The 13,569-nt window shown below is 31.4% G+C and carries 13 protein-coding genes and 1 riboswitch; of the genes, 7 read left to right on the plus strand and 6 right to left on the minus strand.

Annotated features, from left to right (window positions below):
- Positions 1 to 59: 59 nt before the first annotated feature.
- On the minus strand, positions 60 to 872 hold the full coding sequence (locus tag AANAER_RS13485) for an ankyrin repeat domain-containing protein (RefSeq protein ID WP_129082510.1): 813 nt from the start codon (positions 870 to 872) through the stop codon (positions 60 to 62).
- 119 nt (positions 873 to 991) lie between these two features.
- On the opposite strand from AANAER_RS13485, the gene AANAER_RS13490 reads away from it, so the two are divergent.
- The 7 genes from AANAER_RS13490 (at position 992) to AANAER_RS13520 (ending at position 7,134) form a co-directional block, all read left to right on the plus strand.
- Positions 992 to 1,297 carry a hypothetical protein gene (locus AANAER_RS13490; RefSeq protein ID WP_129082509.1) on the plus strand — a complete coding sequence of 102 codons (306 nt, stop codon included), beginning with the start codon at positions 992 to 994 and terminating at the stop codon, positions 1,295 to 1,297.
- Positions 1,298 to 1,359: 62 nt separating this feature from the next.
- Positions 1,360 to 1,434: riboswitch (cyclic di-GMP riboswitch) on the plus strand.
- A gap of 474 nt (positions 1,435 to 1,908) precedes the next feature.
- Positions 1,909 to 2,391, plus strand: a complete 483-nt coding sequence (hoxE, locus tag AANAER_RS13495) for a bidirectional hydrogenase complex protein HoxE (RefSeq protein WP_206732548.1) — start codon at positions 1,909 to 1,911, stop codon at positions 2,389 to 2,391.
- Entirely contained in the window at positions 2,385 to 4,004 is a 1,620-nt protein-coding gene (locus tag AANAER_RS13500) for a (2Fe-2S) ferredoxin domain-containing protein (protein ID WP_129082508.1), read from the plus strand. Before hoxE ends, AANAER_RS13500 begins: the two co-directional genes overlap by 7 nt.
- Positions 3,997 to 4,716: a bidirectional hydrogenase complex protein HoxU gene (gene hoxU / locus AANAER_RS13505; protein WP_129082507.1), complete on the plus strand. Its 720-nt coding sequence runs from the start codon at positions 3,997 to 3,999 to the stop codon at positions 4,714 to 4,716. The genes AANAER_RS13500 and hoxU overlap by 8 nt, the downstream gene beginning before the upstream one ends.
- Complete coding sequence (locus tag AANAER_RS13510; RefSeq protein ID WP_129082506.1) at positions 4,713 to 5,267, plus strand: NADH-quinone oxidoreductase subunit B family protein; 555 nt, start codon at positions 4,713 to 4,715, stop codon at positions 5,265 to 5,267. The genes hoxU and AANAER_RS13510 overlap by 4 nt, the downstream gene beginning before the upstream one ends.
- A gap of 12 nt (positions 5,268 to 5,279) precedes the next feature.
- Positions 5,280 to 6,707, plus strand: a complete 1,428-nt coding sequence (locus AANAER_RS13515; protein WP_129082505.1) for a Ni/Fe hydrogenase subunit alpha — start codon at positions 5,280 to 5,282, stop codon at positions 6,705 to 6,707.
- Between the two features lies 1 nt (position 6,708).
- Positions 6,709 to 7,134: a hydrogenase maturation protease gene (locus tag AANAER_RS13520; RefSeq protein ID WP_129082504.1), complete on the plus strand. Its 426-nt coding sequence runs from the start codon at positions 6,709 to 6,711 to the stop codon at positions 7,132 to 7,134.
- 1 nt (position 7,135) lies between these two features.
- Here the strand turns inward: AANAER_RS13520 and AANAER_RS13525 are convergent, their stop codons facing one another.
- The 5 genes from AANAER_RS13525 to glgP form a co-directional block, all read right to left on the minus strand.
- Positions 7,136 to 7,978: an FIG domain-containing protein gene (locus tag AANAER_RS13525; RefSeq protein WP_129082503.1), complete on the minus strand. Its 843-nt coding sequence runs from the start codon at positions 7,976 to 7,978 to the stop codon at positions 7,136 to 7,138.
- An 11-nt stretch (positions 7,979 to 7,989) separates the two neighbouring features.
- Positions 7,990 to 9,576, minus strand: coding sequence for a glycoside hydrolase family 57 protein (locus AANAER_RS13530; RefSeq protein ID WP_164969359.1), 1,587 nt, complete (start codon positions 9,574 to 9,576; stop codon positions 7,990 to 7,992).
- Positions 9,569 to 10,219, minus strand: a complete 651-nt coding sequence (locus AANAER_RS13535; protein WP_129082502.1) for a DUF4912 domain-containing protein — start codon at positions 10,217 to 10,219, stop codon at positions 9,569 to 9,571. Before AANAER_RS13535 ends, AANAER_RS13530 begins: the two co-directional genes overlap by 8 nt.
- A 69-nt stretch (positions 10,220 to 10,288) precedes the next feature.
- A complete protein-coding gene (locus AANAER_RS13540; protein WP_129082501.1) occupies positions 10,289 to 11,905 on the minus strand; it encodes a phosphohexomutase domain-containing protein in 1,617 nt (538 codons plus the stop codon).
- Between the two features lie 20 nt (positions 11,906 to 11,925).
- Entirely contained in the window at positions 11,926 to 13,569 is a 1,644-nt protein-coding gene (gene glgP / locus AANAER_RS13545) for an alpha-glucan family phosphorylase (protein WP_129082500.1), read from the minus strand.

The following is a 13,569-nucleotide window of genomic DNA, read 5'->3' on the forward strand; positions in this document are numbered from 1 at the left end:
TTTTTATAATTAACTATATAATAATTTAGTTTCTAAAAAGTTTCTTTAATTTTTTTTGATTATTTTTCAATAGATTTGATTATCAAGCTATCTTCTGCTTTGCCTCTTTGCCCCAAAGAGTTTATTGCCATTGCCCAAACGGTATAAGTTCCGTTTGCCAATTTATTTTTTGTTTGAGCGCACCATCTGTTTTTTTGTAATTGTGCTTCAATAACTGTTTTTCCTCTATCAAAAGTTATTTGTACCTGTCTTACATCTAAATCCAATATATTCCCGCATATTTTTGGAGTATTACTCTCTATAACATCATAATTATCCATTGTTATTAAATCATAAAACTCTTTTTTCTGTACTTTTTTTCCTGAGCATACAGCTTCAATATTATTTGATTTAAGAAGTTTTGCTACTGTTACGTCATTTACTTTTAGAGCATATTCAAATGCCGTTACTCCTTTTTTATCTGCTGTATTAACGTCTGCACCGTTACATACTAAAAGTTTAGACATATTTGTATACCCTTTTTTTGTTGAGTCTATCAAAGGTGAATCAAAAAAATTATCTTTTGTATTTACTAAAACATTATGAGATATAAGTTCTTTTGCAATTTTATAATGATTAAATTTTGCAGCAAGATGTAAAGGAGTATATCCGTACTTGTCTTTTTTATTTAAATCAGCTTTTTTTTGAATAAAGGTTTTAACTAAATTTAAGTCATTTACTCTTACTGCTTCGTGTAGAGTTGTCCCAACTGTTTTTTCATTATCGTCGGAAGTAGTAATCATAGATAAGTTTAGCTGCTTCTCATTTTTTGTGCATCCTGTAAAAACCGTTATTAAAAGTATTAAAACAAGAGTTAATATCTTTTTTTGCATTTAAACCCTTTAAATAAAATTTTAAATTATTATACTTTTTAGTAATTAATCTAAGATTAAGTTGAATCAGGATTTTATTATAGCTTTTGTGCTAAATTTACATAAAATTTTACAAAGGTTTGAAAATAAATAGATTAATTAAAATTGTTTTACTTCCTGTAATTCTAGCTTTAGCTCTTGTTACTGCAGCTTCAAATTATCTTCATTATAAGATGAAAGATGAAGTAATCCCTTATTATCTGTTAGTTGATGAATTAAACACTTTAAATGACACGTATGCCCTTTGTTCAGGCTTACTGCTAGCTAATCCAACGCAAATAAATATAAAAAACTGCAACTATATTAATAACAAACTTAATTTAAAACTTGAACAGATAAAAAGACATTGCCCACATATATATTTTTATACTAAATATATAAAATAATTAAATTATATCTTTTAATATAATAATATATTTACAAAAATAATTATTTTTGCTAAAATTAACTATTACCTTGCCAAAACTAGAGTGATTTAGTGACGGAAAGCCGCGAGTCTCAAGTAGATAGTCGGGTTGCATACTATTATTGCATATAAACTTTGAGATTCCAAGAATAGTCTTAGGAGTAGAAAATATGAAGTCTTTAATAAAATTTTTGGGTACTTACTTTTTTATATGGAGTTTGCCTTTTAGCACCATTATACTAAACATGATTTTTGATAGAGAGATATTTAACTTAAGTGTGTTAATAGCATTTATATTAGGGTTAATAATCAATCTTATCTGGGATTTTGCACTTATAAATATACAAAAAAAAGAGTACCATAAGAATTACTTATGATACTCTAATAGATATGCATGAAATTAATCAAGGTAATAATATCGGCATTTGTATAAAATTTGCCTTAATAATAGATAACTTTTACTTATAATATAAAAGTTTTTAAAAACTTAATTTTCCAATTTAAATAAAATCCTTTCATAAAATATACACAAGTAAGTAATATTTTTGAATATAATATAAAGATATAAAATATTTTTATAAAGGATCTATCTTGCTAGCAACTGTACCTAATGATTCCCGATATAAGATGGTTGAAAAAACCATGAAAAAGTTAAACTACGACAGAAGTGCATTGATTGAAACTTTGCATACTGCACAAGAGAGTTTCGGCTATTTGGAAAATGAGACTCTAAAATTCATTGCAAGAAGGTTAAAATTACCCTTTTCGAAAGTTTACGGTGTTGTTACGTTTTACCATTTTTTCAGACTAAAACCAAAAGGCAGACATACAATTGTAGTTTGTACGGGTACAGCTTGTTATATAAAAAATAGTAACAAAATACTTGAACAACTAGAAAAAAAATTCGGTATAAAAGTTGGAGAGACTACGAAAGACAATCTTCTTTCTCTTCTTAGTGCAAGATGTGTCGGTTCATGTTCTTTGGCTCCAATTGCCATTTATGATAATAAAACAGTGGGGCACTTAAGTTTAGAAGAATCGGTAAAAGAAGCACAGGAGTTGATAAAATGTTAGATTCACTGGAAGATTTAAAAAAACTGGCTCTTGAGAAAAGAGATTTAAAAAGAAACTCCCATGAAGAGTTAAGAGTTTGTATAGGTAGCAGTTGTGCTTCTTTAAACTCAGAAGAGTTTTTAAAAGATTTGAAAAAAGAGGTTTCAAACAATAATTTAGAGAAAAGATGTAAAGTCAAAGGTGTAGGATGCAATGGACTTTGCTCTGAAGCTATTATGGTTTCACATTATCACAAAAAAGGAAACAGAGAATCTTTTTACAGCAAAGTTTCCTCTTTAGATACTGCAAAATTTATTGAAACATTAAATAGTGATACTCCTATTGAAGAGAAAAAATGTGATGTTTCCCAACCTTTTTTTACCAGACAAAAAAAGATTGTTTTGGAAAATGCGGGGGTCATAGATCCAGATGATATAGATGATTATATTGCATATGACGGTTATTTGGCTTTATATACAGCTCTCGATGAGATGACGCCGCAAGATGTTTTAAATGAGATAAGCACAAGTGGCTTAAGAGGAAGAGGTGGAGGAGGTTATCCAACGGGGTTAAAATGGGAAGCTGTTTCAAAAGTTGAAGCTGAACAAAAGTATATCGTATGTAACGGAGATGAGGGAGATCCCGGTGCTTTTATGGATAGAGCCATTATGGAAGCAGACCCGCATAAAATAATTGAAGGGATGGCACTTGCAGGTTATGCCTGTGGCGCAACAAAAGGTTATATTTATGTAAGAGCCGAATATCCAATTGCTGTTCAAAAATTAAATAAAGCTATAAAACAGGCAAGATTAAAAGGTATTTTAGGAAATCAAATAGCCGACAGCGGATTTAGTTTTGATGTTGAAGTAAGACTTGGAGGAGGTGCTTTTGTTTGTGGAGAAGCTACAGCCTTAATAGCTTCAATAGAAGGAAACAGAGGAAATCCCCGACAAAAACCTCCTCATCTTAGTGATTATGGTTTATGGAAGTTTCCAACTGTTTTAAACAATGTAGAAACTTTTGCCAATATTGCTCCTATAATCAGAAACGGTGGGAAATGGTTTAAGAATATAGGGACAGAGAATTCCTCCGGAACCAAAGTATTTGCATTAAGCGGACATATAAAAAATACTGGGCTTGTTGAAGTTCCTATGGGGATAACATTAAGGGAACTTATTTTTGATATAGGTGGAGGATTAAGTAACAATGCAAAATTAAAAGCAATACAAACAGGTGGTCCAAGTGGTGGTTGTATTCCTGAAGAGTTACTTGATATCCCTGTTGATTATGAGTCTTTAAAATCTATTGGTTCTATTATGGGAAGCGGCGGTTTGATTGTTATGGATGAGAGTTCAAATATGGTTGAAGTTGCCAGATTTTTTATGGATTTTTGTCAAAGCGAATCTTGCGGGAGATGTGTTCCTTGCAGAGTAGGAACCGTTGAACTAACAGCTTTACTTGATAAATTTGTAAAAAAAGAGGCTTCAAAAAGTGATTTTGAACTTTTAAAACAGCTATGTGAAGTGGTAAAAAATAGCTCCCTTTGCGGCTTGGGACAAACTGCTCCAAATCCGGTATTAAGTACTATTAAATATTTTGAAAATGAGTATTTGGAAGGAATAAAAGATGCTTAAAGACAAAGTTAGAGTAAAAACCTTTAAAATTGATGATATTGATGTAACAGGGCGTTCAGATTCAACTATTTTGGAAGTTGCAAACGAACATGGAATAAAGATTCCAACTTTATGCTATTTAGAAGGATTAAGCAGTGTTGGTTCCTGTAGAATGTGTTTAGTTGAAATAAAAGGGAATAAAAATCTAATTCCGGCTTGTACTTCAAAAATAAAAGAGGGAATGGAAGTTATTACAAACTCTGAAAAACTAAAAACCCACAGAAAAATGGTTTTATCAATGATATTTGCAGAAAGAACTCACACTTGCAGCGTTTGTGTTTCAAACGGGCATTGTGAACTACAAAATCAGGCAATAGAACTCGAACTTGAACATAGTTTTGTTCCCCATATCCACAAACATTTTGAAGTTGATGCTTCCCATAAAGATTATATTTATGATCCAAACAGATGTATTCTTTGCAGCAGATGTGTAAGAGTCTGTGATGAAGTTGAAGGGGCTCACGCTTTGGATATAGCAGGAAGAGGAATTGATTCTAAAATTATTCATGATATGGATGAACCTTGGGCTTTGAGTGAAAGCTGTACAAGCTGTGGAAAATGTGTTCAAGTCTGTCCTACTGGTTCACTTTTTGAAAAAGGATTAAGTGCAACAGAAATGGTTAAAAAGAAAAATATTGTAACAAATCTAATCCAAGCAAGGAGAAACAAATGATAGATTCTCTTTCTAAAACAAAACTAAAAGTTGCAACAATCTGGTTGGACGGTTGTTCCGGATGCCATATGTCTTTTTTGGATATGGATGAAAGAATAATTGAACTTGCAAGATATATCGATATTGTATATAGTCCTTATGTTGATACAAAAGAGATTCCTCAAAATATTGATCTGTTTATAGTTGAGGGAGCAATAAGTACAGACCATGATTTAAAAATCATAAAAGAGATTAGAAAAAATTCTAAAAAAATTTTGGCTTTGGGGGATTGTGCTATTACAGGGAATATCTCTTCTTTAAAGAATCTTGCGGGAACTCAAGCTGTTTTAGAAAAAGGTTATTTTGATTTGGCAGATTTAAACAAAGGACAATATCCTGATAAAATAGTGCCTAAACTGCTTGATAAAGTTATTCCTTTAAATGAAGCTGTAGATATTGATTATTTTGTACCTGGATGTCCAACTCCGGCTGATGCAATTTTTGAAGTTATAAAAGGTTTGATTGAAGGGATTAAAGTTGATGTTAGCAAATATACAAGATTTGGGCTTTAAAAGGATTTTAAGATGAATGAAAAAATTATTATTAGTCCTGTTACAAGAATAGAAGGACATGCCAAGATAACTATTGATTTAAATGAAAAAAAAGAGGTTGAAGATGCAAGAATCCATGTAACCCAATACAGAGGTTTTGAAAAAATCTGCGAAGGCAGACCATACACGGAGATGCCAGCTCTTACAGCTAGAACTTGTGGAATTTGTCCTGTAAGTCATGCCATAGCTTCCTCAAAAGCTTGTGATAATCTCCTTGCAGTTCGTCCGCCAAAAGCAGCTAGAAATTTAAGAAGGATAATAAATCTAGCACAAATAGTTCAATCCCATGCTTTGAATTTTTACCATTTAAGCAGTCCGGATTTTGTATTTGGTTTTGATGCAAAACCCGAAGATAGAAATATTTTTAAACTAATGCAGACAAATCCACAAATGGCAAAAGATGGGATAGATTTAAGAGCTTTTGGGCAAAAGATAATTGAAACTTTAGGTGGCAAAAGGATACATCCAACGTGGATAGTACCTGGAGGGGTTAGCCATGAAATAACAAAAGAGACCAAAGATTCTATTTTAAAACAAATACCCCAAGCTCTTGAAATAGCCCAAAGTGCTTTAAACTTTTTTGTACAAAATCTTCATAAATTTGATAAAGAGATAAACTCTTTTGCAAATTTTCCCTCACTGTTTATGGCACTTGTGAGTAAAAAAGGAAAACTTGAACATTATGACGGTCTTTTAAGCTTTATTGACAGCCAAGGAAAAGTTCTAGAAGATAAAATTGAACCAAAAGATTATAAAAAATTTATCGGTGAAGCAGTTGAAGAGGACAGTTTCCTAAAATCTCCTTATTACAAACCTTTTGGATATAAAGAGGGGATGTATAGAGTAGGAGCCCTTGCAAGATTGAATGTGGCAAAAAAATGCGGAACTGCTTTAGCCGACAAAGAGTTTGAAAGGTTTAAAAATCTAAACAACGGGAAGCCTATACTTCACTCTTTTTACTATCATTATGCAAGACTTATTGAGATTATTTATGCAATTGAGAGAATAGAAGAACTTCTAAATGAAGAAGAGACGTTAAATCCTCAAATAAGAGCCCATGCCCAAATAAACAGAAATCAAGGTGTAGGATGTTCTGAAGCTCCAAGAGGCACTTTGTTTCATGATTACCAAGCAGATAATAACGGGATTATTACAGGGGTTAATCTTATAATTGCAACAGGAAACAATAATCTTGCAATGAACAAAGGGGTAAAACAAGTAGCCCAAGCTTTTATTGACGGGAAAAATATAAAAGATGGGGATTTAAACAGAGTTGAAGCAGTTATCAGATGTTTTGATCCTTGTCTAAGTTGCTCAACTCATGCTTTGGGAATTGTTTCCTCAATAATTGAAATAAGAGATGAAAAAAAAGAAGTAATAAAAGAGATAAAAAGGGGTTAAATTGCAAATAATCATAGGGTTTGGAAATGAATTAAGAGGTGAAGATAGTTTTGGAATTGAGGTTTTAAAAAAACTTCAAAATTCAAATCTTTCTAATACAAAATTTATTTCAACTTTGCAATTAACTCCTGAACTTTGTTTGGAATTAAAAGAAGCAGAGAACATAATTTTTATTGATGCTGCTTACTCTTTGGATGAATCATATACTCTCTCCTGTTCTTTAAAACAGACAAATTTTTCAAACTCTGTTTCTCATCATTTAAGTATAGAAGTGATTTTAACAATGCTTGAAAAACTGTATGATAAAAAAATAGCTTTTGAGATTTTTTCAATGCAAACGAAAAATTTTGATAAAATTGTAAATAAAAAAAGATATGAAGAAGCTGTTAAAAAGACTGTAAATTTTATAAAAACAGCCAACTTTTAAGTTAGCTGTTAAAAGAGTCTTCTACTGCCTGAATTTCCGTTTCAGAACCGAAATATATAGGCGTTTTTTGTTTTATATCTGTGCTTGTGATATCTAAAATTCGCCCTTTTTCACTTATTGCTCTACCACCTGCTTGCTCTATTATATAAGAGATAGGAAAAGCTTCAAAGATAGTTTCCAATTTACCTTCTGGAAACGATTTTGTTGCAGGAGAGCTGTATATTCCGCCTTTTTTAAATAATATTTGGTGAGTATCCAAAGATAAAGAGTCAGAAAATCTAAGTCTGTAGCCTTTGTTAAAAAAGCTGTCGACTAAAGCTCTGTGAGCATCACTCCATTCAGGAACCAATCCTGCTGTTGAGTTTATTTTTCCTTGTTTTTCCAAAGTTAAAGGATCTTGTTCTATAAACTCTCCGTTTTCAAAAGAGAAATAGATTACACCTTCTGTTTTTGAAGCAAATACTAATTGGAAAGTCGGACCATATGTAATATACATCGCAGCTTTTAAGTGAAAAGCATCCATTTGCCCCTCATAAATTCCAAAAATCGAACCAAGTGCAAAATTTACATCTAATAGATCTAAGTTATCTATTGCTACATAACCTATTTTATATTTTCCACCTTCATTTATAGTTGTATATTCTTTTTTGTATTTGCCTATAAATCCATGTACTGATTTAACTTTTTTAAACTCTCTTTGAATAACTTTAGAGCAGTATTCATGGATACTCTCTCTCATTTGTATATCAGTTAAACCACTCTCTAAAAAACTTTGACAATCATCAAATACATTTTTTTCTATATCTTCTGCTATATTTGTGATTGCATTAAAAACCGCTATCATAATAGTTTACCTTAACTTGTAATAAATATTCTAAAATCAATAAAATCAAAAATTGAGTTTTTATACTCTAAGTAATTTACTCTATCAAAATCGATGTTATTGTCGTTTATCATACCAAGTAATTCATTAAAATTCGATATATGCTCTTTTGTTCTATTTACACTGTATTCACTTGCAGTACCTGTTGTCATCAAAAATGCCCAGTCACTACTTTGTGCCAAAAGAAGCTCTCTTAGCATTTGAGTTAAAACTCTTGAGATATTTTTATCGTTTGTATGAAAATACTCTTTTGCTTTCTCTTCCATTACATCTGCCATTTGATGAAGGTGTCTGTAAATCCAATCATTTCCTGAATTTAACCAAACATCATAATAACCTTTATCCCCCCATGAAGAAGGATTTGGATTTACAACCTGATTTTTAGGATACATTCCTAAATACTCCATTGGAGTCACTGCTTTCATAACTTTATGTTTATCTATTTGTCTAAACATATTGCATAAAAATTCAGGACCTTCGAACCACCAATGTCCGAAAAGTTCTGCATCGTAAGGTGAAACTACCATTGGAATTCTATTCATTAAAGTGCCCAAATGATCGAACTGAAGCTCTCTGTGCCAATGAAAATTTTCGGCATGCTCTTTTGTTTTATTTTCCGCAATCCAAGGATCGTAAGCCTCTTTATAATCGCTTGTTCCCGTAATTTTATGATATTTAAATCCCGTAAATACTCTAATACCGTCCGGATTTATATAAGGTTTTATATAATCAAAATCCAAATCATAACCGATATCCCTATAAAAATCTCTATATTCAAAATCTCCGGGATACCCCTCTTTTGAACTCCAAACTTGTTTTGAAGACAAAGCATCTCTGGCAAAAGCGGCAACTCCTGTTGGAGTATAAGTAGGAGTATAAACACCGTTTAACGCAGTAGGTCTTCCGTAAGTTAAAGCATGAGAATCTACAATAAAAAATTTAATACCTTTTTCATTTAAAATTTTATCCAGACCGTCATAATAAGCACATTCAGGAAGCCAAATTCCGTTTGGTTTTTTGCCGAAATGTTTTTCATGAGCTTGAACGGCTATCTCTATTTGAGTTCTAACAGAGTGTTCATTTACGCTTAAAATAGGAAGATAACCGTGAGTTGCCCCGCAAGTAATAACTTCAAGACTTCCGTTATAATAAAAATGTTTATATCCGTTTAATACATTCCCTGCTAAAAAACCTTCAAAAAACTCTTTTGTCTGAACAAACAGATCTCTGTAAAAGTGAGCTAAAGGATGAAAATATTCATCACCTCTTGTTCTTTCTATCTCTTTATTTCCCAATTCAATATGAGTATCTAAATATTTTCTATATTTTTTCATAAGATGTTCATCTGATAACATCTCTGCAAGAGGTGGGGTAACAGAAGTTGTTAGTCTAAAATGAACATTCTCTTCTTCAAGTTTTTTCAGTCTTCTTAAAAGAGGAATATAGCACTCAGTAATTGCTTCAAAAAGCCAATGTTCTTCCAAAAAATTTTCATATTTCGGATGTTTTACAAAGGGTAAATGAGAATGCAGTATAGGTACCCAATACCCTTTAATCATTTTTTTTACCTTTCAAAAAAGATGATGAAGAAACCCCCGCTTTTTCTCCCTCTTGAATAAAGTTTCTTAATCTTTGAAGCTCTTCTATATATTTTGAAGAAGAACCAGCTTGATCAAAATGTTCAATTGTACTTCTTACGATTTCACTCCAGCTATAACCTTTTTTGATTAGAAGATCATATTCGTCTTGACTTGGAAAATTTATTTTTGAAGAGAAAGTATGCACCATATTTGAACTAAAAAGTTCTTTAAATTCTCCATCTTCAACAGTTCCTACTTTTACTACGATATCCATATCTTCAAATTTTGAATTTATATAATAATCCCCTAATGCAAATGATGAATCAAAACTATATAATTCATTTCCGTCAATATCATCAATTTTAAAATAGAGTTTCTCTTTTCCTAAATCAATACTCTTTTCAAAAAGCGTTTCATCACTTACTTCCCAATATACAAAATATTTTTCTGTATTTACAAGGATAATTCTTAGAGTATCTTTGTTATATCTGCTAGGGATTTCATATTCTGTCTCTAAAGGTTTAACTTCTGATGCAAAATTATCTATTGCATGTGAAGCACTAGAAAAATCATTTTCATTTTCCAAACTCTCTTTAATCAAATTTTCTGAATCTGTTTTCATAATTTTTCCTAATATAAATTTATCTTTTTATTATACTTAAAATATTGTTACAATTTTGTAATAAACTGTCTAAATATTGTTAAATATTCCTTTTGCAATCTCTAAAGCCTCTTTTTGAATCTGTTTTAGATGCTCTTCTCCTTTGAAACTCTCTGCATATATTTTATATATATCTTCAGTTCCCGATGGTCTGATTGCAAACCAGCCATTTTGTGTAACAACTTTTAAACCGCCTATTGAAGCACCGTTATCAGCCTTAGTCAAAATATTTTCTATTTTTTCTCCAGCCAAAATTTTTTGTTTGATATCTTCAGGTTTTAAATTTTTCAAAGCCTTTTTTTGTTCTACGTTTGCAGCCGCATCTAATCTTCCGTAAACAGGTTTTCCAAATTTTTCAACCAAAGCATCGTAATACTCACCCGGATCTTTTTTGGTTTTTGCCAAAATCTCAACAGCCAAAAGATTTAAAATAATTCCATCTTTGTCTGTACTCCAAACCTCACCGTTTTTTCTTAGAAAAGAAGCTCCCGCACTCTCCTCACCTCCAAAGAAAATTTTCTTTTCTATAAAAGGTTTTACAAACCATTTAAAACCGACAGGGGTTTCAAAAACCTCTTTTTGATTATCTTGAACAACTCTATTTATCATGGAACTACTAACAAGTGTTTTTCCTACACCTAGTCTACCGAAATCTCTATTTTTTGACAAATAATCAATAACAACAGAGAGATAATGATTAGGATTTAAAAGTCCTTTGCTTTTTGTCACTATACCGTGTCTGTCAAAATCGGTATCATTTCCAAAAGCTATATCAAACTTATCTTTTAGATCAATAAGTCCTGCCATAGCATAAGATGAAGAGCAGTCCATTCTTATCTTTCCGTCTTTATCGCAATGCATAAAAGAGAAAGTAAAATCAGCAGTAGCATTAAAAATTTCCATATTTAAATTATATTTTTTCTTTATAGCTTTGTAATAAGCCATTCCCGAACCACCCATGGCATCAGCACCTATTTTAAGATTGGCTTGTTTGATAATATCCATATCTATTACATTTGACAAATCTTCCACATAAGGAGTTATAAAATCATATTCAGATAAAAACCTACTTTTTAATGCCTCTTTAAAAGATAAAATTTTTACATCTTTTAAACCGTTTTTTAAAATTTCATTCGCTCTTTGTTCTATTATTTTCGTAATAGATTCATCTGCCGGTCCACCGTCACTGAAATTGTATTTAAATCCTCCGTCACTTGGTGGATTGTGTGAAGGTGTTATTACTATCCCGTCAGAATTTTCATGGGTTAAGATAGCATGAGATATAACAGGTGTCGGAGTATATTCAAAATCTTTTGCATAATAAGTCTCTATTTTATTTGCGGCTAATACTTCCAACGTAGTTCGATGAGCAGGAATCGACAAAGCATGAGTATCCATTCCCAAAAAAAGTTTTGATACTCCTTTTTGCAGATGAAATTCCGCTACTGCTTGAGCCATGGCTTTTATATGATTTTCATTAAAACTATTTTTTGAAGCACTTCCTCTATGTCCTGAGGTTCCAAAAGATACCATATGAGAAGGATTATTTATATCAGGAACTTTAAGATAATAATCACTTATCAAGTTTGGTATATTTTCTAAAATCTCTTTAGGTGCTTTTTTGCCTGCAAATTCACTAATGCCCATTTTTACTCCTATTTTAAAATTTATGCATTATACATCAAAGTATAATATTCATGAACCATTCTTCCTGAATCAAAAGCAGGAATTACATCTGAAATAGAATTTTTCTTAATATCTAACCACTCCTTTTTATTGTCGTAATATAGAGGTATAATTTTATTTTCCAAAATATCCATTAAGTTTTTATTATCTAATCTATCTTGCTCTTCTATAGAGAGTCCTCTTCCTTCTGTAGGTATGGTAAAAGAGTTTACTCCTTCTCTGCAAAATTCAGGATGCCAACCGTCGGCAATAGATAAATTAATTGCTCCGTTCATAGCTGCACTCATTCCGCTGGTTCCGCTGGCTTCTCTTGTAACTCTTGGAGTATTCAGCCAAATATCCGCTCCTTTTTTAAGCTTCATAGATAAATCCAATTCATACCCTACTAATACTGCTATATTTTTATGAGATCTTGCCATATGAGTTATCTCATTAAAAATATTAATAGCTTGAGAGTCAAAAGGGTAAGGTTTTCCTGCCCAGATAATCTGAATAGGATATTTTTGATTATTAATTAGATTCTCAAATCTTTGTAAATCATATTTTAAAAGTCCCGGTCTTTTGTATTCGGCAAATCTTCTTGCCCAGACTATTGTTAAGATTTCAGGATCAAACATTTTTCCCGTTTGATTTGCAACCTCATCAAAGAGCATTCTTTTTAAATGTTTTTTTCTGGCTGCTAATTCAAAATCTTCATGCTCGTCTAAAGCTCTTAAAAGTGATTTATCGACCCAATATCTTCTGTTTTGAGCATTTGTAATGGATATTATTTTACATCTGTTTTCTACTTCTTTCCACATATCGTTTGCAACATCCCCATGTATTTTAGATACACCGTTTGCAATTTTTGACATTTTTAATGCTCCTACGGTAAGTGAAAACTTCTCTTTTTTTATTCCCGTTATTTTTCGTACTTCTTCTAAAGGTGTTTGTCCAAAAAATCCCATTTTTGATAAAAAAGTAATTTTATGCTCTTCATTCCCTGCTTTTTCAGGTGTATGAGTTGTAAAAACTACTCTTTTTTTAACTTCATTTATATCTTTAAATTTTTGATAAAGTTCAAATGCCATAGGAAGAGAGTGCCCTTCATTCATATGATAAATTTCAGGATTAATTCCCAACTCCTCTAAAACTCTTGTTCCCCCTACTCCAAGAACAATCTCTTGGGCAACTCTTGTTTCACTGTTTGAATCATAAAGTTTATGAGTAATTGTTCTTGATAAATAGTCGTTTTCAGGAATATCCGTTGATAAAAGAATTAAAGGAGCACAATTAAAAAGTTCGCTAGGAACCAAATATGCTCTAACAAACACTTTTTTCCCGTTTATATCCACACTTACAGTTATATTTAAATCTTCTAAAAAATAGTATCTTTTTCTTCTAAATTCTATTTTTAAGTATCTATCTTCATCTCTACCTTGATCATAATACCCATAACTCCAAAGCATTCCCACACCTATTAGATTTTGTTTTAAGTCATAAGCACTTCTCATATGAGATCCTGCTAAAAATCCCAGTCCTCCTGAATATATTTTCAAAGCTTGATGAATAGCAAACTCCATTGAAAAATATGCAACACTTTTTGAATATAATTTATCAATCTCATATTTATGTAAAAGACTCAT

This window comes from Halarcobacter anaerophilus (assembly GCF_006459125.1).
In the GTDB taxonomy this organism is placed as follows: Bacteria; Campylobacterota; Campylobacteria; order Campylobacterales; family Arcobacteraceae; genus Halarcobacter; species Halarcobacter anaerophilus.